Raw genomic sequence first — 24,271 nt, 5'->3', positions numbered from 1 at the left:
GTTAGAAATCGTACTGGAGATATACCGTACTATAGTTACTGCCGCCTTTGATGCGACCGAACTGCGATGACGCTTCAAAGATCGCACTGCGGTGATGCAGTGAGTAACCTAACCACAGGCTTTCCCACTCAGGCTTTCTAAAGATAGAACCGATATTGACGTCATAAGAGATGTCAATGTAGTTCATTACGTGGCTTGCCGTCTTTTCTTTCTTATCCATTTCTTGCTGTTCAATATAGGAAACATTGTCGATATATGACACACCATTACCCACACCAAGTCGCATTTTCACAGGCCAATTGAATGTATAATACGCCTTAATTAATGCAACAAATTCGTTACCGGTTTCTTGTACTTCCGAGCTCCAATGATGGGCATAGCCCGGGCTAAAATAGATATCAAGCGGCAAACCAAACAACTCATCTGTCAGCGGGTGACCGTAAAAAACCGACGTCAATTGGTTGTTATACGGATCACGTTTCCCGTTGAATGTCAGAATGTCTCCCATGTCCGATGGCGACGCATAACCATGTGCCACACGTACGTACGGTTTAGTACTGATATCACGGCTATGCTGTTTAGCTTTAGACGTCGATTTTTTCTTCTCGTTAAAGAAACCGAATCCTACATACACCTCACCTTCAAAGCGATCTTTAATAACATCGGAATGATAGGCTGAGTTATCAAGCATACGAATATTCGTTGCACCGAGCATATAAAGGTTTGAAACCAAGTGATACTTAGCATCCACACCCATTGCATAATCGAAAGCGCCGTTGATATCTTGGCTTTGTCCATTGTATGAACCGTAGTACTCAGTATTAAAGCCAGAGTCCTTATAACGAAGTGTCACATTTGGCTTAAGTTCAAGATCACCGTAATCAAGCGTGCCTTGCAATCTTAGATTCGCATGCTTGTTATAGTCATAATCGGTCATGAGTTCGGTATCAAGATGCCATGTGTCATCGAGGTTGTAACGCAGTTGCAAACCATAATCGAGAGTATCGCCACGAGATGCATTTTGCTCATCTGCGGGGATATCAATAAAACGCAATCGCGTGATCGCATTCACTTCGAATTGTTTATCATCCGCTTTATAAAGATGCGCGCCCGCTGTCATACCATCGAGAAATACATAATCATTCTTGAAGTACATCATCGGAATGAACGTACTCACTGTCGAATCTTGGCTTTGTGTTTCAAACGGTATATTCGCGGTACGCCAAACCGCTGCGATACCCCACTCAGCCTCTTGCGCTGCGTTTGCCACCGAGGTGCTACCTAGAATCGTAGCAATTCCCAACGCGAGATTTTTCTTTATCATGTCTTACAGTGTCTCCAACCGGATTATCAATTTTTGCTAAATAGTTAGTGCTATAACGTAGGTTACGCTGGAACAAATTGAACGCGCTCGCCAAAACCGGCAAACCAAATGTCAAATATAGTAACAACCGCTACCGTATAGTAGAAGAGTTGTTATATTATTAGTTTTATTGAATTTATATGTCACGAAACTGTGAGTCGCTGAATGCGGATAAATAACCACAGATTATCGGAGGCATAGTTTCCACTATTTAGACCAATCGTGAAAGTATCAAATTTAAAAAAAATTCTCGATTCTTTACCTATCAATAAAGAATACCATATTGTTACTGGTGAAAAGTGGCTACCAGAGCGACTGGTTCACACTGAACTCGACAACGAACTACTCTTCCTTGAATTTGATAATGCACCAGATGAAGGTGAAGAGGGAATCGAAGGTCGCGGGTTTGTTGATCACGAAATTGACTTGCTGCGCTCAAGAATCACAGACATTTTGTGCCAAAATGACTGCCCCTCTGCGACCGCTGATGCGCTGTTGGGCTTTTTCCTAGTGGGGCATGAGCTTTCGAGCAGTGATTTCGTGGAGTTATTAGAGTCCATGGATGTAGGGAGCCAAAGTACTCCAGTTGAAGAGTCGAGAGCATTGCAGCGATCATCAGCTGAGCTATCATCAAATGAGGTCAGTGTATGATAATAAACACGACTCAGGCGCCACTTATCTCCCCATTAATAGCGGGGCCTATTTTAAGGCGAGTTAACCCACATGAGTTTTCATTATGGATGGCATCATCCGTTGACCCAAAACGATTAGTGGTTTGCCTAACTCAAAAAAATCCTGCTTACTTCCCTGTTTCCTACGAACAGTGCTATCAAATCAGTTCGAAACTATGGATAGTCCAGTGTCATATACCTATCGAACTCGACCCTAACACCAGTCTTAGCTACGATGTTTACCTAGACGATATCGGTAACAGTGTAATTGGTCAGGATTCGCTTTACGCCTCACAAGCTAACGTCAAGCTAATGGTTTCAACTAAAGCCGACCACGTTCTTCATGGGTCTTGCCGCAATCCCCACCACTCTAGTACCGACAGCCTTCTTACCATCGATGAGCAACTCAAACACCAGACGGGCGATCAACCCGATATGTTGTTGCTCAACGGCGACCAAATCTACGCAGACCATGTCGCAGGTCCTATGCTCGATGCGATTCACCAAGTCATCACTTTACTGGATTTACCGGAAGAATCGTTCGCTGGCGCAGATGGAATTTCCAATAGCCAACAGCTTTACCAACATCCCAAACAGCTTTATGGTCGAGAGGCTTTGCTTCCCCGCACCCAATCGACATCGTTTTGGTCCAAGTCTCATTCTCAGCCTATTTTCAGTTCCAAAGACTGTTATAACCACCTTATAACCTTCTCTGAATTCATTGCCATGTACTTGTTAGTTTGGTCACCTGAGCTTTGGAAACACATTAATCTCAATCGGTTGGAAGAAGCCAATTTCGACGTTAATGGACAAGTATTGTCACGACGCTTTCAGCAACAATGGCAACGCGAGAAAGATCATCTTTTGAAGTTTGTTGACGGTTTGCCACAAGTTAGACGTGTATTGGCACATATACCGACTTACATGATTTTTGATGACCATGACATTACCGACGATTGGAACCTCACGGTCGGATGGGAAAAGGCGGCATATGAGCACCCGTTTTCTAAACAAATTATCGGCAATGGCATGCTGGCGTACTTACTTTGCCAAGCCTGGGGAAACGATCCAAACGTATATCATGCAGACTGGCACGATACGCTGTCCGCGTTGTTCAACCCTAGTCCAGCACAATGCGCTAATTCTACTACTACCGCTGTAGATGCAGATGTAGATGTAGATGTAGATGTAGATGTAGACGTTGCCAGTGCCTCCTTTAACACACAAGCCTCAGACGTTTTAGCCCTAGACCATAGAGCTCTTGATAGCCACGTTCTTGACAGTAACGTTCTTGATAACGTGCACTATCAACTCCTTAGATATGAGCGTTGGCATTTTACTACCGATAGTCATCCCAAAGTGGTGGTGCTTGATACCCGAACCCGACGCTGGCGTTCCGAATCCAACATGAATAAACCCTCAGGTCTTATGGATTGGGAAGCACTCGTCGAGTTCCAACATGAATTACTCAACCAAGATTCGGTGATCGTCGTGTCTGCCGCGCCTATGTTTGGTGTTAAGTTTATTGAAACCATGCAACGACTCGCTACCATGGCGGGACAACCATTAGTTATCGATGCGGAGAACTGGATGGCCCACCCCGGTAGCGCCAATACCTTGCTATCCATTTTCACACATTCTAAAACGCCAAAAAACTTCGTCATTTTATCTGGCGATGTTCACTATTCTTTTGTGTATGACATCGCTCTTCGCTACAGAGAAACGGACTCTCATATCTATCAGATCACGTGTAGCGGAATCAAAAACGAGTTTCCAGAACCACTACTCAGTCTCTTCGCCACACTTGATGCTTGGCTCTACACGCCTCGTTCACCACTTAACTGGTTCACTAAGCGAAAAAAACTAAAAGTGTTTAAACGACACCCTAGCCCTTCGGCTTGTCACCATCTTGTCAATCGTAGCGGTATTGGGCGCTTAAAACTGGATAAAGACGGCCAACCAAAAGAAATATCTGTTGTGCATGGTGACGGAAGTGAAACTCATTTTCCTGAAACTGCTGCTAGCACCGAAATCGTCTCTAAAACGAAATAACATGCATTCTCTGGCGCTTTACACTTGAGTTCTTTTGTAAGCGCCACTATTTATTAGTAAATAGATTATTAATGATTAGGCATCAAAAGAGGAACCGCTATGTTTACGTCCATCACCTCTATATTTAAGCAACTCATTGAAGGCAGTGACTTATCCCAAAATCAGACTGTCAGCCCCAACCTTGCGATTGCATCATTACTTTGTGAGGTCTCTAATGCCGATCACCAAATCGATGAAAAGGAAGAACAAGCAAAGCGCTCGTTGATCTCTCGACTATTGAAGCTATCCGATGAGGAAACGAACTCGCTTATCGAACAAGCCAAATTGAGAGTGGAAGAGTCGGTGTCTTTGTACGATTTTACTTCTGGGTTACGTGAATTGTCTCAAGAGAAACGCTTTGAATTGATTACCGCAATGTGGGAAGTCGCAAATGCTGATGGTGTAATCGACCCCCAAGAGGATGCGGTGATTCGCAAGGTAGCAGAACTGCTCTATGTTGATCACAGTGAATTTATTCGCGCGAAAATTCAAGTCATAGATAAGTAGATAAGTAGATAAGTAGATAAGTAAAGGAATAAACAGCTTCAGGTAAACCGTCTCCGTTTACCTGAAGCTTTTTGTCATCTGGCAGCTCTAATCGTTAAAATAGAAAAATAGTTAAAATAGAAAGAGCGCCTTACAGCATTGTCAGTGCAAGCTTTGCAAGGTTATAAGCATCAACATAACCTGAATGTTGACGTCCTTCCCACTCAATACCCTTTGCTTCTTGCGCGGCTTTGTGTCCGATACGTTTTTCTTTTAAGCGATTTTGCATACGATAAAGCGTGGCGAGGTTAACAAACTCTTTAAACGGTGGCGTAATGCCTTTTTCTTGACATTCACTGAACAAAATTTGGTCATCTCTGCCCCATGCCGCATAAATTTTATTTGGGCCGCCAAAGTTTTTCACCATTGATTGAACCACTGACGCAAGCGGTCGACCTTGTTTCTCAACCTTGCGCGGCGTGATGCCGGTAAGTTCAGCACAAAACAAAGACACTTCGTCTTGCTCAGGTTTGACGTAGTATTGCGCTCGCTTCACTACTTGCTGAGTCACAAGATCAATCTCAGCCAACCCTACTTCAATAATTTCACCCGTCGTACCGACACCGTCCACATTCCAGCAGCACATTTCAAGGTCAAAACAAACGACTCGATTATAATTCATAGTGATATAGGCTTTGTAATAAACAACGGCTCGAAGTGTAACGTAAAATCACCTAAACCTCGATAGTCACAGGTTTAACTGCTTTAGAATCAAACAATGTTGGCCCTGTTTCGCCCTTGCTCCTTACTGATATAAAGTTGTTCATCGGCACGATTTAACAGTTTTTCTAAAGGCTCGCCACGATAAACTGCAGCACCAATACTTAACGTGCAGCAAAATGTTTCATCGATACCTGGCCACTTTATCAGTTGAACGCGCTCACAGATCCCGTTGAGATAGCGCTGCAACGGCGAGTAATCAATACATCGACTAATCACGGCAAACTCATCCCCACCAAGTCGAAATAAAATATCGTCGGGATTCATAGTCTCTTTAATATGCACTGCAACTTGTACCAGTATTTCATCACCCGCCACGTGACCGTATTGATCATTAATCTGTTTGAATGAATCAACATCAATGATTGCGAGAGAGAAAGGCTTATGGCACGCAATGTGGTACTCGGCCAAACGATTAAACGCCCTGCGGTTATAAACCTCTGTTAGCGGGTCCCTCTCAACTAAGTACTGTAGGTCTTTCGTCCTGCGATTAACTAACTTCGTCAGACGACGTTGTTCACGAAGCATCAATTGCACAACATATCCGAGCAACAACGAGATAATGAGTCCGCCAGATGCCACGCACAATAAAATAAACGAGTCATTCGTGGAGATACCACTGCTGCGTTTAAACTCAATACTCCATTGTCGGTCATACAAATCAATGACGACCGCATCTATCTCACCATCGATGCTATCCCAAGAGTGGTTGCGGTACATAATCGGATCGTCTTCGGCATCAAATCCCATGTCGACCACTTGAATGCCCACAGCCTGACCAATCGCCGTTCTTGCAACAATTTGTTGGAAGTAAGCGGTAGTCCGGATCACACCAATGACAACGCCTCGCAGTTCGTTTCGCCCTGGCTCAAACACCGGGTGATAAACCAGCATACCTTGTTTAGGCAACGAGCGGTCAAAACCATCCTGCAATAGCCTAATTTTATCAGATAAGCTTGGTTGCTCCGTTTTCATAATATTGGTGATAACGCGGCGAACTCGCTCTCTTGAGGAGTAATACCCTAACGCCCGAAGATTCGCGGTGTTCACCGGATAAATGTCACTGGCGACATAAATTGGCTCATCATTTTCGAGAATGTAGCCCTTTGTGACGGGTTTATCTTTCGGCACAGTATAAATTTCGTAACTGGGAAAGTAGTGCTTTACCCTTGCAACATGGGAGTCGATTTGTTCTGGATAGACTTTTTTCATCCATTGCATCGCGATCAAGGTATTTGAATCCGCGATAATGGGCTTAGCAAATGAAGAAAAACTGTTCCACGAATCTGGTGAAGTCGCATGATAAAAGCCGGCGCCAGAACCAATTAAACTAACGTCTAACATAACCAATTCTTTTATATTCTCTGCTTGATTTTGTACTAAAAAATCAAAGTTTGATTTGGCGAGTTGTTGCTGTCCTTTGTATACGAGATGGGTAATAAAAATGGTAATCGCGATTCCAATGAAGAACACGACGACTGAATACCGTTTTACACCACGGTCTTCCCTGTTTAGCCCTATATCCATTCTGACGTACTGCATTACTGACTCTTTTATTGCTTTCAGTTTTACTACTGATTTTTTTTGATGTCAGTGTCGTTATTTTCATAACAATACCACTAAAAGCTAGAAATATGCGTCATATCCAGACGTTGATTTCTAGTCTATGCATCGGATTTTACATCAGTTTTTTATCATTCTTAACATTAGGGTGCAAAAAAACAGCAAAGATCACTTAAAATTAATAAAACGCAACTATCTGCTGTAATCTTCACCAAGAAACTCACTTTCAAATGACATTATTGCGAAACCATCGCGCTAAGAGCCTTGATTATGCTAGACTTCGCCCCAAAGTTAGCAACTAATGACAGACACATAGAGAATCCCCTATGACCTTCGATCTAAATGTTATTCCTACCACCTTCGACATGCTGCATGCGGGTCTTGCTGCATCAAGCGTTTTATTACTGGCTATTGCCGTTTCTCGCAAAAGTAAAGTCGTTGAAAAAGTGGTAGAGAAACCTATCGAAAAGATTATTGAGGTTGAGAAACCTGTAGAGAAAATCGTTGAAGTTGAGAAAGTCGTTGAAGTAGAAAAAGTGATTGAGAAAGTAGTTGAAGTCGAATCCAAGCTCGCTACCGCATCAACCGATTCTGCTATGCAGTTACTTTCTCTCATGCAGCAAGAAGCTCGCATTATCGACTTCTTACAAGAAGACCTTACCTCCTTCTCAGATGAAGAAGTGGGCGCAGCCGCACGAGTTGTTCACTCTGGCGGTAAAAAAGTTATCGGTGATTACTTTGTTCTTTCACCTATTCGCACTGAAGATGAAGAATCACGCTTAACGATTGAAGAAGGCTTTAATCCGCAAGCGATTCGCCTAACAGGCAACGTAACTGGTACGGCGCCATTCTCTGGCATCTTAGTTCATAAAGGCTGGAAAGCAGATAACGTTAACCTCCCTAAACTTTCAGAGAACTACGATGCGTCTATTATCGCACCGGCTGAGGTAGAACTATAATGGACCACAACGCTAAATACAGTGTTGGTATCGATCTTGGTACCACGCATTGCGTCATGTCATTTGTTGACGCACAAGATGAAAACGCCTCCGTTGAGGTGATGGCAATTCCTCAACTAACCTCTCCGGGCACCGTTGAGAGTTTGAGCCAATTAGGCTCGTTCTTATACCAGCCACATGAGCATGAACTCGGTCACGGTTCAAGAACACTCCCTTGGACAGAGCACCCAAGTGCGCTTGTCGGGGCTATCGCCCGTAACCTTGGTTCTAAAACACCGATCCGTTTAGTCGCGAGTGCAAAATCTTGGCTGTGCCACGGTGGTGTGAACCGCCGCGAAGACTTTTTACCACAAGGTAGCCCTGAAGAAGTGGCAAAAGTGTCACCTCTACGTGTCACCGAGCTGTACCTAGAGCACCTTAAAAATGCGTGGAACCATGCTCATCCTGACGCTTTACTAGAAGAGCAAGACGTTACAATTACGGTACCAGCATCATTTGATCCTGCCGCTCGTGATCTCACGGCTGAAGCCGCTCGTAATGTCGGTCTCATGCATTTGACCCTTCTAGAAGAACCGCAAGCGGCGCTGTATAGTTGGATTGATAACAGCGACGACGCATGGCGTGACGAAGTAGAAGTCGGTGACATTGTATTAGTGGTCGATGTGGGTGGTGGTACCACCGATTTATCACTCGTTGCCGTAACAGAAAACGACGGTAATTTAAACTTAGAGCGTGTCGCAGTTGGTGAGCATATCTTACTTGGCGGTGACAACATGGATCTTGCATTGGCTTATCGCCTAAAGATGAAGCTCGCGCAAGATGGCAAAGAGTTACAACCTTGGCAAGTTCAGGCAATGACTCACGCTTGCCGTGACGCCAAAGAAGCCCTACTTAACGATGCCGATCTTCAATCGGTACCGATTGTCGTGCCTAGCCGTGGTTCTAAATTGCTTGGTGCAACGTTAAAAACCGAACTTACCCAGCAAGAAGTGCAACAAACCTTAGTGGATGGCTTCTTCCCACAAGTCGGCATTCAAGAACACCCAGTACAACGCTCTCGCGGTGCGTTGACCCAAATGGGTCTGCCTTATGCGCAAGATGCTGCCGTCACACGTCATATTGCTGCGTTCTTAAGCCGTCAGAGTAACGCTGCAGATCAAGCGTTTTCCGGTATGCCTGGCATGCCAGCAGAGCCTGAATTTATTAAACCTACTGCGGTGTTATTCAATGGTGGCGTACTTAAGTCGTCTCTGCTGTCAGATCGTCTCTTTAGCACCATTAACAGCTGGTTAAGCTCTGCTAGTGCAAGTTCAGCTAAAATGTTAACTGGGCTAGACTTAGACCTCGCTGTGGCAAGTGGCGCAGCCTACTACGGCAGTGTTCGTCGTGGACAAGGCGTTCGTATTCGTGGCGGTATCGCATCTAGCTACTACATTGGTATCGAAAGTGCCATGCCTGCTATTCCAGGAATGGCGCCTCCAATGGAAGCATTGTGTGTTGCGCCATTTGGTATGGAAGAAGGCAGCAGTGTTGACGTACCAAGCCAAGAGTTTGGCTTAGTAATTGGACAGCCTGTCCACTTTCAGTTCTTTGGCTCGACAATACGTCGTGAAGACAATGCTGGTCTCCACTTAGATTATTGGAAACCAGAAGAGCTAGAAGAGCTGCCAGAGATCCAAGTAACACTTCCAGTATCAGAAGGAAGAAACAGTGGTGAGGTCGTCCCTGTCACGTTATCTTCTCGAGTCACTGAACTGGGGACCTTGTATCTTGAAGCTATCGCAACAGATAATGGTCAGAAATGGCATGTTGAGTTTGACGTGCGCGAAGACGCTTAGTATCAGGCTGAGCAGATTTGAATTCTGATAAACCTCTATTTCAAACGGCACTTTTTAGTGCCGTTTGTGTCTTTTCTTTACCTGATTGGAGCGTATTATGGCCTCTTCTCAATATTTAGTCGGTATCGATTTAGGTACAACCAATACCGTTGTCGCATTTTGTGATATTCAAGATGACCTATCCAACGCACCAGTAGAGCTGTTCGAAATTGACCAACTTGTGGGTCCCGGCGAAGTAGTGAGAAAACCACTACTGCCATCGTTTCGCTATCACCCTGCATTACAACAAATATCTGATGCCGACTTAACACTCCCTTGGGAGCACTCACCTGTTTCAGGCGATCTTGATAAAGTCATCATTGGTGAATGGGCACGTGAACTTGGCGCTAAAGTTGAAGGACGTCAAGTCTCCAGTGCAAAAAGCTGGCTTTCACATCAAGGTGTCGATCGCGAAGACGATATTTTACCTTGGGCGGGTGCAGCTGATGTTGAAAAAGTCTCTCCCGTTATCGCGAGCGCCAGCTACCTCAACCATATACGTCAAGCATGGAACCACCGTCATCACTACAACAAGCTAGAAGATCAAGATGTGGTGATCACCGTTCCTGCTTCGTTTGATGAAACCGCGCGAAAGCTCACCTTAGAGGCAGCAAAACGCGCAGGTTTACCGCGAGTTCACTTACTCGAAGAACCTCAAGCGGTTTGTTACGACTGGTATGCAAGGCACAAAGAGACCGCGTCTCAAGAGTTAGCACAAATACCACTAATGCTCGTCTGTGACGTAGGTGGTGGTACCACCGATTTAAGCCTCATTGAAGCCAAGCACGATGAGGACGACAACCTTCAGCTCAACAGAATTGGGGTTGGTGAACACCTCATGTTGGGGGGAGACAATCTCGATCTCGCCCTCGCTCATGTGGCAGAACAACGATTCAATCAAAGTAAAAAACTCAACGCAGCCAGTTTAACAAAGCTCATTCAGCAAACACGTAAAGCGAAAGAAACCTTATTATCTGACTCTGCGCCTGACGAAATGAAAATCACCATGCTCGGCAGTGGCTCTCGCCTTATCGGTGGCACAAAGAGCGTGTCGATTAGTCAGCAAGAAGTTCATCGCATTGCCTTAGATGGCTTTTTCCCGGCGACGGAATTTGGCGAACTTCCGGATAAAAAACGCAGCGCCGTGGTTGAGTTTGGTTTACCTTACGTCGCCGATCCTGCTGTTAGTAAGCACGTGTCGGAATTCTTGCACCTGCATCAGGAAGTGGCAAAAGAAGCCTTAAACGACGGCAGTGAGCCCGCGATACCTGTTGGGATTTTATTGAATGGCGGTGTGTTCAACAGCCCATTGATCACTAAACGTCTTGTTAACCTTATCGAAGGGTGGAAAGGCGCGCCGGTTACCCTACTCAACAACCCACACCCAGATTGGTCGGTGGCTTTAGGCGCGGTTGCCTTTGCAAAAGCTCGACGTGGCGCCCAACTCAAAATTGGTGGTGGCAGTGCCCGCTCCTACTTCCTGCATTTACAAGAGAAAAACAAATCTGGGCAAGCACTGTGTTTGCTTGCTAGAGGCACCGATGAAGGGCAAGAAATCCGTCTTTCTGGTCGCCGATTCTCTTTAACCTTGGGAGAGCCGGTAAGGTTTAACTTGTTAACCTCAACCCATGACTTCTTTGGACAACACCAAAAAGTTCAAAATGGTATTTTGGTCAACATTGACCCTGACCAATTTTCACCGCTTCCTCCGTACATTAATACGTTACAGGGTGACAATGTAACCCTTGCAGAGAACCAAAAACAGCGAGTTGAAGTTCAACTCGCCTGCCAGCTCACTGAAGTGGGGACGCTTAAAGTTGAGTGCGTGAGTGCCAGCGATGAGCAACAGCGATGGGAGCTGGAGTTTGAGGTGCGCAACAAGCAAGCCGATCAAGAGCAAGTAAAAGCGCATCCCGGATTAGAAGCTTCTCAAGCAATCATTTCTCGGCTTTACAGTGGCAACAAAAATAGTGCGGATACCAAGGAAATAAAAACGCTAGGTAAAGATCTAGAAAAGAAATTGGGTAAGAAAGAGGCGTGGGACTTCCACTCTCTTCGCTCTCTCGTGGATACCTTCACGCTTGGTCGTAAGCGTCGTCGCCGCTCTGAACAACATGAGAAAAACTGGTTACGTCTGACCGGGTTTTGTATGCGTCCCGGCTTTGGTGATGCAACAGACTCTTGGCGCATGGAGCAGCTATGGGGCGTTTATCAACAAGGGATCCAGTTCCAAAACAACCAAGGTTGGAGTGATTGGTGGGTCTTTTGGCGCCGCGTTTCAGGAGGGCTAAATGAAGAACAACAGGAAGCCATCCTGAGTGATATCGCGAAATACCTTCACCCAGGTGCCATGAAAAACGCCAAGTCGTTTCAGTCAGCTAAGGACAAAGGCTATGAAGCTATGGTTCGCTTATCCGCGAGCTTAGAAAACCTCTATGTGGATGACAAAGTGCTACTGGCCAGTTGGTATCTGAGTAAGATCATTAACCAACCACAGTTCTTGCAAGCTCACTGCTGGGCATTAGGTCGGTTGGCTTCGCGTACCCCCCTCTATGGCAGCCAACACAATGTCATTGCCAGAGAACAGGTGGAGCAATGGTTACCTAAATTGCTTGCGCTTGATTGGTCTAAAGAGTCAATGATTGGCTTTGCTTGTGTTTTAATGTGCAGGAAAACTGGTGATCGCTCGCTCGATATCGCCGACGATTATCGCGAGCAAGTGTTAACCAAGCTTCGTCAGAGCAAAGCACCAGATAGCTGGCTATCGTTAGTTTCTGAGGTTCAAGCATTAACTGAATCTGATTCCAAACGAGTATTCGGTGACGCACTACCCGTTGGACTTCAGCTCATTAAGCAGTAATGTCAATAGGCAGTAACGTCAATGAGCACTAGGTTCAATAAAAAGAACGTTTAACAATCAAAAAGAAAAAACGGCGGCTTTGAATAATCATCACAAGCCGCCGTTCCTATTTCAATCTCTAAAATTCATAACTCACCGAGCCTGCGAGTTTATTATTGGTGCCATAGTCGTCTTCGGCTAAGACCCCAAAGAAATTAAACGAAGTGTGGCGACTGAGTTTATAACTGACGCCCAATCCGCCCCAGTAACTTCGGTAGTTGTTCGACCCGATTGCGCCACCCGCAAAGCTCAGCACACTCCAATCTGAATCTTCGATAGGACGGACACCAAACATCCCTAAGTAGGCACCATGTGTTTGACTGCGCATCAAAACAAATTCGTTTTCTACCTCTTCTGAGGGTACGGCCATTTCCCCATCGTTATAGCTATAACCCGCCATCGGGAAAAGCATCCAACCTGCGGGAGCAATATCAAAGTAACTGAGGGGAATGTATGTCCCAATACTGTAATTATTTCTATAACTGTCATTTTCATAATCGGTACGACTAAAGTTAAAATTGACAATGCCTAAATCAAATAACCACGACCCGCCTAACCGCCATTCACCAGTCTCGTTGTAACGAGCATTAAGCATTCTCGCCTCATCTAAGCCAATTGACCCAGACACAAACGAAGAGTCTGAATAGCCGGCTCCTACTTTGGTGACAATTTTGGTTGGGTCTTCATGATGCTTGTCATCCGCAGATACGCTTCTAGTAAACAACAACGCAAACACCACGCCAAACCCAACGGTTTTAAGCATATAGCGGAGCGCAAAATTGACATAGTGGTGCGCATACGTAACATTATGGAGCGCTAATTTTTTTATCATTACAAATTTCTTTCTCATATACCTTGGCACAAAAACAAAAACGCCCCTCACTCTGTGAAGGGCTTAACGGCTAACAGATCCTTTCTCGAATCCTGTTTAATATTCTTTATCGATTAGTACGCGTAACTGACGCTAATCACGTGAATTCGATTCGTATCTACGCTACCTGTAAAAGTATCGCTACCGACAGGTGTATCAACAGCATAATTCACATCTTGTGTTCCCATATGACGATATTGGTAAGCAATACCAATACGGTCTCCGTTTGAACGTGCTTTTTCAGCACCAAGTCCTAGCGACCAATTGGCGCCTATCGGTAAAGCGGGCGTCATATTTTCTACGTCATACATTGTCGAGTCGTAGCGTACTCCGGCTTGGTAGGTCCAGTCACTTTGGGAATAGGCCAGCGCGGTACCCACGCTGTACACATCATTGGCTTTATCATCAAAATCAGACCATAGCTCAACGCCCGTCATCGCTTTGAACGTCAGTTGTTCCGAAATTTTGTGTTGTACCCCTAAGTCAAATCGCGAGGGCCACGTGGCTGAATCTAATCGAGCGTCTGTTCCCGATACGCCAATATCACTCAAATCATGCTTAACACGGTGCTTGTAGTTGGCAGATAGGAACGTCGACTCAGAAAGATCGTACATGGCAGACAACATAAAGCTTGCTGCGGTAGAATTACCTTCATTATCAATGACAGCATTAGCGCTTGAGTCAATAGAGGTCATCAAATGCTGAACCACCACCGCTCCACCTAACGACAAGTTATCGCTCGCTTGATAGCCTGCAGCGAGTTGTAAATTGAGCGCCTCTTGTGAGATGGAGTTAACCTGGTCATAACCAATTAGCCCGCCACTGTAATCCATGCCCAGACCGCCGTCTCCATGAAGAGAAGCAGCAAGTACCCAACTGTCGCTAACGCGCTGACCGTACGCTAGGCTCGGCACCAACGAGCGAGTTTTACCATTGCTAGTAACGGAGCCACCGCCGTTGTTTGTACCATTGTGCTCAGTATAGGCATCCAAATATTGAGCACCCACAGACAGACTTGAGTCGGTAATCGCGGTTAATCCCGCAGGACTCGTAATAGCAGCGCTGGCATCAATACGGTTGGAAGCGTTACCCACGCCAGCAGAAGAGACACTATCAAACGTCGCCACTTCATGAAGCAAGATGCCACCCGCAAAGGAAGAAGAAGCGAATACAGTGAGTAACGCGACGGCTACATTGGTTTTTTTCATCGATAGGAACTCAGTATGTTAAAATTACGCCCATCCTAGCCAAAAGCCCCTTACCATATTGCACTCACAGTGCAATGCAGCTAAATAACTCAAAAATCAGCCAAGCGTTTGTTTTGATGCGAGTAAATTCAACCAGATACCACCATACATAAACTGTGGTTATATTTTATATAACTTAAACTCGGTATATCGTGGCATTGCAACGAATTATAATGGCTCAACACCTGCCCTATTTACCTATCCGTCTTTTCTAAGCGAAGGGTAGCAGCAATGATCGAATAAGAGACCATTAATGAACGCTCACCATGCCCTTCAGTGCCACTATCACGCAACATCAGCATTAGCAGACAAGCTGGTAAAAAAAGGCCGACTGATGACGATTCCGAAAGGTAAATTTTTATGCTTTCAGGATCAGCCGACTAACGAGATTGTTATTCCCTTACAAGGCGTCCTTGGGTTTTGCCCCACTATAGACGAGGGAACGACGCTAAGTTACAACCTGATTACACCGGGTATTGTGCTCAATGATGTTCCTTTCATTTTAGGCCAAAACACTCAATCTGATGTTCAAGCCATGACCCACTGCACGGTCTTAACGCTGCCTTTTCCTGTGGTGGAAGCACTAATAGCCACGAGCTGCGAGTTTTCAAAAATGCTCAACCTTTCATTAGCAAAAAAACAACGATTTTGTTTGACGCTGTTTCGGCTTCGCGGAGAAAAAAACACGCCATTAAAAATCTGGCTCGCCATGCAAGCTATTGCAGACGTAACCTGTGATGGTTCGATCCCATTAAATATCAGTACACTGGCATCATTACTCAATATGTCTCGAAACACCGTAGGGCGCCATATCAGTCAAGCCATCGTGGCAAAACAAGTGATCAAAGTAGATATTGGCTATCGTTTGGTTGATCCCATGACGACGAACAGACAACCGCTGGTTGCTTAGTGCTCTGCCTTGCCTTTCGCATGCTCGCGAGGACTTGAACAGAGGCTGCGCTGTTCAAGATTAAAGATCATAGGTTTTGGGTTTAAGATTAAAAGTTAAAGGTTGTGGGTTAACAGTTAAAGATTGAAGATTATCAATAATACAGACGCCATATACAACAAAGGCCTAGCGAAACCGCTAGGCCTTTGTTATTCACAGCAGAGTGGCGTGAGAGCGCCGAATTAACCGTGTTGTATCGCTATGTGGTATATCGATGGTGGATAGCTATGTTGGCTAGCTATGGTGTATCGCTATATTTGAACGATATGGTGTCCAATTCTACTGGTATTCTAAGCGCATTATTTAGCGATAAAAGACAGCGGGATCTCAACTAATTGAGGGCCTTGGTTCATTGGATACACTAAGTATTCACCATGGTACTTAACCTTGGATTTGTAATCGGTACGTTTGTGCAGCATAAAGCCCGCTTCATACGCTTTAGTAATAAACTCGGCATGATTCCCACGAACAAACCAGCTCATCGGTTTGACGAGTTTCTCACCATCAAAGCAGTCATCGCACTGATTGGCGCACAAAGCAAACGAGTTTTGACCGTCGGTAAAGAATTGCACCTTACTGCCATCCGTCAGGATTTCTGATGTGGTGACGCCCCAATCGGCCTGTTCCATTTGCTCTAGGAACGCTTCGATCATCGCATCGGTAACGACTTTAGTTTCCGCGCCAAAGAATTCGTTGTAATAGGCTGCAATACGACGGAATGTCGACTCTAACATGGCATCATTGCCTTTAGAGCGTCCCATTTTTTGCCATCGAATGATATCGGGAGCCACTACCTTATGAAAACGCTGCGATTTAATACTTTTCGTCACCCAACGTAGTAAAAAAAGGTTATTTGAAGTTGGTGAATCAATCACCTTGCCACTTTGATGTCCTTGATTAAGTTCTTCAAGAGCACTGTTTACCACGTTTTGAATTTCTGAATAATACTCAGACATTATGCTTTTTTTCCTAGTGTCCAATATAAGCCGGCGGATAATACCGAACAAATGGTCATTAATACAATCATTGGCCAAACTGTTCCTGCTGGGAGCGTCGCAACGATTGCGCCTACCACCGAACCAGTGCCAAATCTCAACGTCCCCGCAAGAGAAGAAGCGGTACCTGCCATAGTGGGATAACCACTAAGCAACAATCCCATCGAGTTACTACCAATCGTAGACAACGTCCCAATAAATAGCATCACAAATGGCACGATTCCCCAAATACCTAAATCCAAAAAGCCACTTGCTAACAGCCCTAGCCCAGCAAAAAGCTGCACGCTTAAACCAAACCGGAGCATGCCATGGAGACCGACTTTTTTAACTAAGCGACCATTTATGCTCGTCATAATGATCATCGTCACGATGTTCAAACCAAACAAATAACCAAATTGATCTGGCGACACTCCATAGATATCGATATAAACGAAGGAGCCTGCGGTTAAAAATGCAAACATACCAGCAAATGAAAATGCACCAGAAAACATTAACCCCATCGCGACTGGGTTTTTACATAAGCGGGCATAGTTCTTTAGGGTGGTCCTAAGCCGCAGCGGTTGACGGTTTTCCGGCGCCAACGTTTCTGGAATTTTCCATAGTACCGCCGCAATAACGACGACAGAGAATGCCGTCAGCAACCAAAAGATCGAGCGCCAACCAAACCAAATCGCTAAATGTCCACCTATCATTGGCGCGACTAACGGCGCTAAGGTGATCACCAACGTGACAAATGACATGGTGCGAGCAAAGTCTTCTTTGTCGAACATGTCTCTCACAATGGCTTGAATAATAACGGCAGCCGCGGCACCAGCAAAACCTTGCGCGGTTCGCACTAGTGTTAGTGACTCGATGCTCGTCGTTGTCGCACTCACTGCGGAAGCGATACCAAAAAAGAACACCCCAAACAGGAGAATCGGTCTGCGACCAAAACTGTCCGCGAGCGGGCCATGTAAAAGCTGCCCTAGCGCAAAACCAGCCGTATATACTGTGAGCGTAATTTGTACGGCCCCGGCATTAACGCCAAAATCTTTGGCAATAGCGGGCATCGCTGGCAGGTACATATCGATAGCAAGAGGCGTCAACGCTCCTATTGCGCCCAACACTATAAACAACAATAAGCCTAATTGAGGGACGTCGGGACGCGGTCTTGATTCAGAACTCATATAGATCCTAGGTTATGGTGCTATTTTTCAGCATTCCTTGCCGTCAAATACACTTAACAACTCAATCACTCCGAACTGAGCTAACCATTTGTTCTTATCTGTTATAGCGGTTTCCCTTAATGCTAAGGGGTTACTCGTTGGTAGCAGCAAGTCATTACATGCAGATATTAACAATATAATAAGTGCCATGCTCATGGTAAGGCATAACACTTATTACCAACGCTGCAATGATAGGAAGGACGAATTCACTGCAGCAACAACACATTATCGTTTGTTATTTTTTCCAGATTGAGTCGACTTCTTCTTGAGTTAAGTAACGGTATTCACCAAGCTCTAACTCTTCATCCAACTCAATTTCACCGATTCGTTCGCGGTGCAATGCTTCTACTTTATTTCCAAGCGCGGCGAACATACGCTTCACTTGATGATATTTACCTTCGTGAATGGTGAGCAGCACTTCTTTCTCCGCTCTCACTTCTAGATGAGCAGGTAACGTTAAGCCTTTTTCACTGCGAAGCTGAATGCCCTCTTTAAACTTCTCGACGTAATCGTCTTCAACTGGCTCATAAAGCCACACACGATACGTTTTTTCGCATTTGTGTTTTGGTGACGTGATTCTATGTGACCATTGACCGTCATCTGTAATGAGAACAAGACCGGTGGTATCCACGTCTAAACGCCCCGCGAAATGTAGCGCGTCCATTTTAATTTCATCAAGCAGCTCAAACGCCGTTTGATTAGATCCATCTTCATGAGAACATACAAACCCTTCCGGCTTGTAAAGCATGATGTAACGAGGGCCTTTAACCGTAATTTCGCGCTCTTGCCATTCTACGCAGCACTGCTCACTCACCTTAACGGAACCACTCTTTTTGATTTCGCCGTTAACCGTGACTTCCCCTTTTCGTAAAAGGATAGTTGCTTCTCTACGGGTGACACCTAGCGAATCACACAAAAATTTATCTAAACGCATGAATACCTCAATCTGATTAAGTTCGCTATTATATGGACTTTTCATCCAGATGTAGAGTCAAAGTCACTCATATGTACACACTTCGTCCATATCAAGCCGACTCCGTGAAGGCAGTTGTGCACTATTTTCGCAAAAACGACACGCCAGCGGTCATTGTCTTACCCACAGGAGCCGGAAAAAGCCTCGTTATCGCCGATTTAGCTCGACTGGCTCGTGGGCGTGTTTTGGTACTGGCGCACGTCAAAGAGCTGGTTGAACAAAATCACGCGAAATATGAAGGCTATGGACTCACCGGTTCTATTTTTTCCGCCGGATTAGGACGGAAAGAAACCTCAGAGCAAGTTGTCTTTGCTTCCGTACAATCTGTGGTGCGCAATCTTGAGCACTTTGCCAATCAGTTCTCGCTACTGGTCATTGATGAATGCCACCGTGTACCCGAGGTGAAAACTTCCAGTTACCAAAAAGTAATTACGCATTTAAGTGACATTAATCCGGGCATCAAAATTTTGGGGCTTACCGCTACCCCCTATCGGCTTGGCGTGGGTTGGATTTATCAATACCATACCAAAGGCTTAGTGCGTAGCGATGAACCACGCTTCTTTAAAGATTGTATCTTCGAACTTCCTATTCAGTACTTGCTTGATGAAGGGTTTTTAACGCCGGCTAAACTTATTGACGCGCCGGTGTTAAGTTATGATTTCTCACAACTTAAGCCAACCAGTATGGGGAAATACAAAGAATCGGAGCTCGATTTAGTTATCGAGCAGTCTAAACGCGCGACGCCACAGATTATCGAACAAATTATTCGTTACAGTGAAGATAAACAAGGCATCATGATTTTTGCCGCTACCGTTCGTCATGCCCAAGAAATCCTATCGCTTCTGCCAGCGCAATGCAGTCAAATTGTCATTGGTGATACACCAACTCCTGAGCGAGATAGCATCATCAACGACTTTAAGGAAAAACGACTTAAGTATTTGGTGAATGTCTCCGTTCTGACAACAGGCTTCGATGCCCCCCACGTTGATCTCATCGCCATTCTAAGGCCAACTGAATCTGTCGGATTATATCAACAAATTGTTGGCCGTGGGCTTCGCCTCTCAGAAGGAAAAACCGAGTGTTTAGTTTTAGATTATGCCGGCAATACCTACGACTTATATCAACCAGAAATTGGCAATCCTAAACCCGATAGCGATTCTGAGATCATTACCATTCCCTGCCCTGCCTGCGGGTTTAACAACAACTTTTGGGGGAAATTGGATGCTAACGGCTTCTTGCTTGAGCATTTTGGCCGTAAATGCCAAGGCTACTTCACCGATGAAGAAACCAAAGAACGCGAGCACTGCAACTATCGCTTTAGAGCGAAATATTGCAATGAATGTGGCGCTGACAACGACATTGCAGCCCGAATTTGTCATGAATGTGATGCCACACTCGTTGACCCAGACAAAAAGCTAAAAGAAGCACTTAGCCTTAAGGATGCATTGGTGTTTGAATGCATCGACATGCAGCTGTCTGTACATAAAGATGACAAGGGTAAAAACAGCCTACGCATTGCCTACATTGGCGAAAACGATGCCCAAGTGAGCGAATTCTGGTCACTGAATACCAAAAAACAAAAAGCGTTGTTTTTGGCTAAGTTTGTACGACCGCATCTCGCCGATAAACACCGCGAATTTGATGCCACATCACCGACAAAAATCGTCAATAATCAACATCGGTTTCGTCTACCAACCTTCATCATTGCACGAAAGAGTGGTCGATTTTGGAAGTTACGCGATAAGATTTTTTCCGACGAATTGAAGTAACGCATTCAGCTTCTATTCATATTGAAAACTCTATACTTTACGGTAGAGTAACCATTAACCCCAATCATAGGTGAGAGTCATGCACGTTCAACGAAATCGACGATTTTCGACATCTTTATTGCCTGTATTCGCGCTTTCTTTACTTTGGATGGTTTCTATTACCTCTCATGCTGCATTTTTGTCAGATTCACCTAATGGTCATGAGTTGGTGCAAGACGTTGAAACCGGCGGCGCACATATCGAGTTTGATGAAGACCAAGAAGAAGTATTTAACGCGGTGCAAAACGGACTGATCAGACCCTTTTCCGAATTATTCGCGACCGTAGAAAACGATCTTAATGGTCGAGTGATCAAAGTAGAGCTAGAAGAAGACGACGATGAATGGGTTTATGAACTAAAATTGATGCATAATCAAGATATTATCAGAGTCGAATATAACGCGACGACGCTTGAGTTAATGGAAATAAAAGGCCATAACCTTCAACAAGTCATCAAAAAATAATAAGAGACACCTTTAAGAGACCATACTAATGAAAATTCTCGTAGTCGAAGATGACCCAAAATTGGGTGAGCAAATTCTCAGTACGCTAGAAAGTGCGGGGTGGGTACCGGAACTCTCACAAGATGGCATTGATGCTTTATATCGTGCAACATCAGAAGAATGGGATGCTATCGTTCTGGATCTAGGTCTACCCAAGATTGATGGACTCACCGTTCTTAAAGGCATCCGAGACGAAAACATCAACACGCCTGTCGTTATTCTTAGTGCCCGAGATACGTTGAGCCAACGTGTTGAAGGCCTAAACGCTGGCGCCGATGACTATCTAACCAAACCATTCGAAATGGTGGAGCTGATCGCCCGTATTCGTGCTCAATTGCGTCGAGCTTCTGGAAATGCCTCACCCGTCATGCAAATTGGTGACCTTAGCCTAGATACTCGCTCGTCTAAAGTCATGTGGCAAGGTCAAGCGGTCAGCTTAACGGCGCTAGAATATAAGGTCGTTGCGTATTTCATGCATAACGCAGAGAAAGTTATCTCAAGAACAGAACTTGTCGAGCACATTTACAAACAAGACTTTGACCGCGATTCCAATACGGTTGAAGTCTTCATCGGACGAATTCGTAAAAAGATATCACCAAAAATCATTAAAACGGTGCGAGGCTTAGGGTACCAATTGAATGCCTAACCAAGACGCATCAGCGATCCGCACTTCGGCAATTAAAGCTGGGTTTAAAAAACTCAGCTTAAAAACCCGTTTGTTACTCGCTGCGACCTTGTGGCTATCTGTCATGACTATTGCAGCGGGCATCATGATTCCCGGTTTAGTAAGAGATTACTTGATTCAAGATTTGGAGACTCAGTTAGGTCGCTCCATGGACGAAATAGCCGCCAACCTTGAAACAAACAAACAAGGCGATCTAGTGTTAGCGACTCGCCTCTCCGATCCGCGTTTCAATCAGCCCTATAGCGGTCTGTACTGGCGTATCACCACAGAATCCAACACATTGCGTTCTCGCTCGCTTTGGGATCAAAACATATCAGAAAAAAAACGCCCTCATACTTCTTTATTCTACGGCGCCAAAGACGAAAAACTCGTCACCATTAAACGTACGGTTTTCCTTCCTGGTGTTAGTGACGGCGTCACAATATTGGTCGCGCAGGATGAAGAACCCATCAATAAAGCATTGCATAAGCTCACTAATCAAGTTTGGATGTTATTAAGTATTATGGTCGTTGGCATCCTTAGCCTGGTCGTTGCCCAAGTCAGTTGGTCTCTACGGCCGTTAACTAAAATGCAAAAAGAACTGAAGATGCTAAGAAGTGGCGATCGCCAATCTTTAGATGAACAGTACCCAAAAGAAATCTCTCCCCTAGTGAACGATCTAAATGCGCTCATTTTTCATTATCAGGAGCTGCTTACTCGAGCCCGTAACCATGCTGGTAATCTATCACACGCGCTAAAGACACCGCTTTCTATCCTTAAGAATGAACAAGCAAACTTAAGTGAAGAAGACCGTAATAGACTCGCCCCTGCTTTGCTGCAAATTCAATCTCAGATAGATTATCACTTAGGCCGTGCTCGTATGGCCGGCGCAATGAACATCCTGTCAGTCAAATCAAACCCAAGCGAACGTGTTGATGCGATTTCTCTGGCGTTCGATAAGGTCTATGCCGAACGCGAAATCATACTCATCAATGAGCTTGAAACCGAGCTGTATGTTTCTGTAGAAAAGACCGACTTAGACGAAATGCTGGGTAACTTAATAGAAAATGCTTACAAGTGGGGAAATAGCCTCATTCGAGTCCATTCAACCACACTAAGCGACAACATAGTTCAGATTATCATCGAAGATGACGGCGTTGGCATCCCAGAAGAACAGTGTCGAAGTGTCATTAAACGCGGGGTTCGCTTGGATGAAACTACACCCGGTACCGGTTTGGGGCTTAACATTGTTAGCGAGATGGCACATGGTTACCGAGGAGAGTTGGTGCTATCTGCGAGTAAATTGGGTGGTTTACGAACAACCCTTACCCTACAAGCCGTAAAGGACTAAAAAATCAGTTAATCTTAGCTTCAAACTATTGCTCAGATGACTATTGGATGTTAGTATCCGCGCTCGTTTTGAGAGTATCTTACGATACGTCAAAGCGTTCTATGTTCTAACTAGGTCGCTAAGATTAGAACGATATTTATTAATTTTACTATTTGAGAGTAAATACTATGAAATTCGAAGCAGTAGTACGTACTGAACTAGGTAAGGGTGCGAGCCGCCGCCTACGTCACGCTGGCAAATTCCCAGCAATCATCTACGGTGGTGAAGCAGCACCAGTTTCTATCGCGCTAGCGCACGATGAAGTAATCAACCAAATGGACAAGCCTGAGTTCTACGAAGCAATCACTCTAGTGATTGACGGCGCAGAAGTTAAGGTTAAGCCGCAAGACGTTCAACGTCACGCGTTCAAGCCAAAAGTTGAGCACATGGACTTCATCCGCATCTAATTCCCCTACCAAGGAATTAGTTGGATTAAATCCAGCCTTTTGCATAAAAGATTCTCAGTCTTACCAACTAAGTAATCTAAAGAAATTCGAAACCCCGATGCTACCAACATCGGGGTTTCACCGTTTTTGAGCCCTCAAAAACGTCGTAAATCTCGCGCAATACACTGAAAATAAGCAACTTTCCCCTTCCCCACTTTATCCCAGCTTTGCTTAGGTGGATTAAGGGTGGACGAAAGGTGGACTTATACAGTAGTTTTTCTATCAAATATCTTAGACCCATTTTCACCACTACTCAAATCACTACGCACCTCTCCTACTCTATTCTTCAACTTTAGAACATACTGGAAAGTCTCTCCGAGAGCTTCTCATTCGCTTCCGAGTAAATTCCACATTAGTGCTATACTTCCATTTAAATCGCTTACTGGTGAGCCACAGGAATAGATAAGAAGAGTTTTACCGAGCAAGAGCTGCTTGAAGGTTTAGATGCTCGTACCGCGCATACTGATGAGTTTGCGGGTTTGGTTGAGACTGAGATGGATTTGGATGAAGTGGAGGAAGAAAACAGCCATTA

At 44.9% G+C, this 24,271-nt stretch carries 20 protein-coding genes; 12 read left to right on the top strand and 8 right to left on the bottom strand.

Translation table 11 applies throughout. The features are described 5' to 3' along the window. Position 1: 1 nt before the first annotated feature. Positions 2 to 1,324 (bottom strand): MipA/OmpV family protein, encoded by a 1,323-nt coding sequence (locus tag M9196_RS21950; RefSeq protein WP_250619634.1) that lies wholly within the window; start codon positions 1,322 to 1,324, stop codon positions 2 to 4. 261 nt (positions 1,325 to 1,585) lie between these two features. On the opposite strand from M9196_RS21950, the gene M9196_RS21945 reads away from it, so the two are divergent. From M9196_RS21945 to M9196_RS21935, 3 genes are all read left to right on the top strand, one after another. Then, on the top strand, positions 1,586 to 2,014 hold the full coding sequence (locus M9196_RS21945; protein WP_250619633.1) for a VC1380 family protein: 429 nt from the start codon (positions 1,586 to 1,588) through the stop codon (positions 2,012 to 2,014). Further along, complete coding sequence (locus M9196_RS21940) at positions 2,011 to 4,086, top strand: metallophosphoesterase family protein (protein ID WP_250619632.1); 2,076 nt, start codon at positions 2,011 to 2,013, stop codon at positions 4,084 to 4,086. The genes M9196_RS21945 and M9196_RS21940 overlap by 4 nt, the downstream gene beginning before the upstream one ends. 99 nt (positions 4,087 to 4,185) lie before the next feature. Continuing rightward, complete coding sequence (locus tag M9196_RS21935) at positions 4,186 to 4,632, top strand: tellurite resistance TerB family protein (RefSeq protein WP_250619631.1); 447 nt, start codon at positions 4,186 to 4,188, stop codon at positions 4,630 to 4,632. Positions 4,633 to 4,762: 130 nt separating this feature from the next. Here the strand turns inward: M9196_RS21935 and M9196_RS21930 are convergent, their stop codons facing one another. Next, entirely contained in the window at positions 4,763 to 5,293 is a 531-nt protein-coding gene (locus M9196_RS21930; RefSeq protein ID WP_250619630.1) for a 3'-5' exonuclease, read from the bottom strand. An 89-nt stretch (positions 5,294 to 5,382) separates the two neighbouring features. Further along, complete coding sequence (locus M9196_RS21925; protein WP_250619629.1) at positions 5,383 to 6,933, bottom strand: sensor domain-containing diguanylate cyclase; 1,551 nt, start codon at positions 6,931 to 6,933, stop codon at positions 5,383 to 5,385. Between the two features lie 347 nt (positions 6,934 to 7,280). Between M9196_RS21925 and M9196_RS21920 the strand changes: the two genes are divergently transcribed. The 3 genes from M9196_RS21920 to M9196_RS21910 all read left to right on the top strand — a co-directional run bounded on the left by M9196_RS21920 (position 7,281) and on the right by M9196_RS21910 (position 12,650). Then, entirely contained in the window at positions 7,281 to 7,913 is a 633-nt protein-coding gene (locus M9196_RS21920) for a DUF2760 domain-containing protein (protein WP_250619628.1), read from the top strand. Continuing rightward, entirely contained in the window at positions 7,913 to 9,751 is a 1,839-nt protein-coding gene (locus M9196_RS21915; protein ID WP_250619627.1) for an Hsp70 family protein, read from the top strand. Before M9196_RS21920 ends, M9196_RS21915 begins: the two co-directional genes overlap by 1 nt. A 97-nt stretch (positions 9,752 to 9,848) precedes the next feature. Then, positions 9,849 to 12,650 (top strand): Hsp70 family protein, encoded by a 2,802-nt coding sequence (locus M9196_RS21910; protein WP_250619626.1) that lies wholly within the window; start codon positions 9,849 to 9,851, stop codon positions 12,648 to 12,650. 118 nt (positions 12,651 to 12,768) lie between these two features. On the opposite strand, the gene M9196_RS21905 is transcribed toward M9196_RS21910, so the two are convergent. Together M9196_RS21905 and M9196_RS21900 are read right to left on the bottom strand one after the other, a co-directional pair. After that, positions 12,769 to 13,452 (bottom strand): ShlB/FhaC/HecB family protein, encoded by a 684-nt coding sequence (locus tag M9196_RS21905; RefSeq protein ID WP_250619647.1) that lies wholly within the window; start codon positions 13,450 to 13,452, stop codon positions 12,769 to 12,771. A gap of 182 nt (positions 13,453 to 13,634) precedes the next feature. After that, positions 13,635 to 14,768: an OmpP1/FadL family transporter gene (locus M9196_RS21900; protein WP_250619625.1), complete on the bottom strand. Its 1,134-nt coding sequence runs from the start codon at positions 14,766 to 14,768 to the stop codon at positions 13,635 to 13,637. 292 nt (positions 14,769 to 15,060) lie between these two features. Between M9196_RS21900 and M9196_RS21895 the strand changes: the two genes are divergently transcribed. Further along, positions 15,061 to 15,717, top strand: a complete 657-nt coding sequence (locus M9196_RS21895) for a Crp/Fnr family transcriptional regulator (RefSeq protein WP_250619624.1) — start codon at positions 15,061 to 15,063, stop codon at positions 15,715 to 15,717. A gap of 338 nt (positions 15,718 to 16,055) precedes the next feature. On the opposite strand, the gene M9196_RS21890 is transcribed toward M9196_RS21895, so the two are convergent. The 3 genes from M9196_RS21890 to rsuA form a co-directional block, all read right to left on the bottom strand. After that, positions 16,056 to 16,712 carry a DUF2913 family protein gene (locus tag M9196_RS21890; protein ID WP_250619623.1) on the bottom strand — a complete coding sequence of 219 codons (657 nt, stop codon included), beginning with the start codon at positions 16,710 to 16,712 and terminating at the stop codon, positions 16,056 to 16,058. After that, positions 16,712 to 17,917, bottom strand: a complete 1,206-nt coding sequence (locus M9196_RS21885) for a Bcr/CflA family multidrug efflux MFS transporter (RefSeq protein WP_250619622.1) — start codon at positions 17,915 to 17,917, stop codon at positions 16,712 to 16,714. Before M9196_RS21885 ends, M9196_RS21890 begins: the two co-directional genes overlap by 1 nt. A 274-nt stretch (positions 17,918 to 18,191) precedes the next feature. After that, entirely contained in the window at positions 18,192 to 18,890 is a 699-nt protein-coding gene (gene rsuA / locus M9196_RS21880; protein WP_250619621.1) for a 16S rRNA pseudouridine(516) synthase RsuA, read from the bottom strand. 71 nt (positions 18,891 to 18,961) lie between these two features. Between rsuA and M9196_RS21875 the strand changes: the two genes are divergently transcribed. From M9196_RS21875 to rplY, 5 genes are all read left to right on the top strand, one after another. Then, positions 18,962 to 20,698: a DEAD/DEAH box helicase gene (locus M9196_RS21875; RefSeq protein WP_250619620.1), complete on the top strand. Its 1,737-nt coding sequence runs from the start codon at positions 18,962 to 18,964 to the stop codon at positions 20,696 to 20,698. Positions 20,699 to 20,846: 148 nt separating this feature from the next. Further along, positions 20,847 to 21,200 carry a PepSY domain-containing protein gene (locus M9196_RS21870; protein ID WP_250619646.1) on the top strand — a complete coding sequence of 118 codons (354 nt, stop codon included), beginning with the start codon at positions 20,847 to 20,849 and terminating at the stop codon, positions 21,198 to 21,200. 28 nt (positions 21,201 to 21,228) lie between these two features. Further along, positions 21,229 to 21,885 carry a response regulator transcription factor gene (locus M9196_RS21865; protein ID WP_250619619.1) on the top strand — a complete coding sequence of 219 codons (657 nt, stop codon included), beginning with the start codon at positions 21,229 to 21,231 and terminating at the stop codon, positions 21,883 to 21,885. After that, complete coding sequence (locus M9196_RS21860; protein WP_250619618.1) at positions 21,878 to 23,254, top strand: ATP-binding protein; 1,377 nt, start codon at positions 21,878 to 21,880, stop codon at positions 23,252 to 23,254. Before M9196_RS21865 ends, M9196_RS21860 begins: the two co-directional genes overlap by 8 nt. Before the next feature lie 167 nt (positions 23,255 to 23,421). After that, positions 23,422 to 23,700 carry a 50S ribosomal protein L25 gene (gene rplY, locus M9196_RS21855; protein ID WP_250619617.1) on the top strand — a complete coding sequence of 93 codons (279 nt, stop codon included), beginning with the start codon at positions 23,422 to 23,424 and terminating at the stop codon, positions 23,698 to 23,700. Positions 23,701 to 24,271 lie beyond the last annotated feature (571 nt).

It is taken from the genome of Vibrio methylphosphonaticus (assembly GCF_023634655.1).
GTDB lineage: Bacteria > Pseudomonadota > Gammaproteobacteria > Enterobacterales > Vibrionaceae > Vibrio > Vibrio methylphosphonaticus.
This window is presented reverse-complemented; position numbering and strand designations above follow the sequence as displayed.

Coding starts and splice junctions, on each gene's coding strand:
- M9196_RS21950 (WP_250619634.1), bottom strand. CDS start 1,324: ATGATAAAGAAAAATCTCGCGTTGGGAATTGCTACGATTCTAGGTAGC.
- M9196_RS21940 (WP_250619632.1), top strand. CDS start 2,011: ATGATAATAAACACGACTCAGGCGCCACTTATCTCCCCATTAATAGCG.
- M9196_RS21935 (WP_250619631.1), top strand. CDS start 4,186: ATGTTTACGTCCATCACCTCTATATTTAAGCAACTCATTGAAGGCAGT.
- M9196_RS21930 (WP_250619630.1), bottom strand. CDS start 5,293: ATGAATTATAATCGAGTCGTTTGTTTTGACCTTGAAATGTGCTGCTGG.
- M9196_RS21925 (WP_250619629.1), bottom strand. CDS start 6,933: ATGCAGTACGTCAGAATGGATATAGGGCTAAACAGGGAAGACCGTGGT.
- M9196_RS21920 (WP_250619628.1), top strand. CDS start 7,281: ATGACCTTCGATCTAAATGTTATTCCTACCACCTTCGACATGCTGCAT.
- M9196_RS21915 (WP_250619627.1), top strand. CDS start 7,913: ATGGACCACAACGCTAAATACAGTGTTGGTATCGATCTTGGTACCACG.
- M9196_RS21910 (WP_250619626.1), top strand. CDS start 9,849: ATGGCCTCTTCTCAATATTTAGTCGGTATCGATTTAGGTACAACCAAT.
- M9196_RS21905 (WP_250619647.1), bottom strand. CDS start 13,452: ATGCTTAAAACCGTTGGGTTTGGCGTGGTGTTTGCGTTGTTGTTTACT.
- M9196_RS21900 (WP_250619625.1), bottom strand. CDS start 14,768: ATGAAAAAAACCAATGTAGCCGTCGCGTTACTCACTGTATTCGCTTCT.
- M9196_RS21895 (WP_250619624.1), top strand. CDS start 15,061: ATGAACGCTCACCATGCCCTTCAGTGCCACTATCACGCAACATCAGCA.
- M9196_RS21890 (WP_250619623.1), bottom strand. CDS start 16,712: ATGTCTGAGTATTATTCAGAAATTCAAAACGTGGTAAACAGTGCTCTT.
- M9196_RS21885 (WP_250619622.1), bottom strand. CDS start 17,917: ATGAGTTCTGAATCAAGACCGCGTCCCGACGTCCCTCAATTAGGCTTA.
- rsuA (WP_250619621.1), bottom strand. CDS start 18,890: ATGCGTTTAGATAAATTTTTGTGTGATTCGCTAGGTGTCACCCGTAGA.
- M9196_RS21875 (WP_250619620.1), top strand. CDS start 18,962: ATGTACACACTTCGTCCATATCAAGCCGACTCCGTGAAGGCAGTTGTG.
- M9196_RS21870 (WP_250619646.1), top strand. CDS start 20,847: ATGGTTTCTATTACCTCTCATGCTGCATTTTTGTCAGATTCACCTAAT.
- M9196_RS21865 (WP_250619619.1), top strand. CDS start 21,229: ATGAAAATTCTCGTAGTCGAAGATGACCCAAAATTGGGTGAGCAAATT.
- M9196_RS21860 (WP_250619618.1), top strand. CDS start 21,878: ATGCCTAACCAAGACGCATCAGCGATCCGCACTTCGGCAATTAAAGCT.
- rplY (WP_250619617.1), top strand. CDS start 23,422: ATGAAATTCGAAGCAGTAGTACGTACTGAACTAGGTAAGGGTGCGAGC.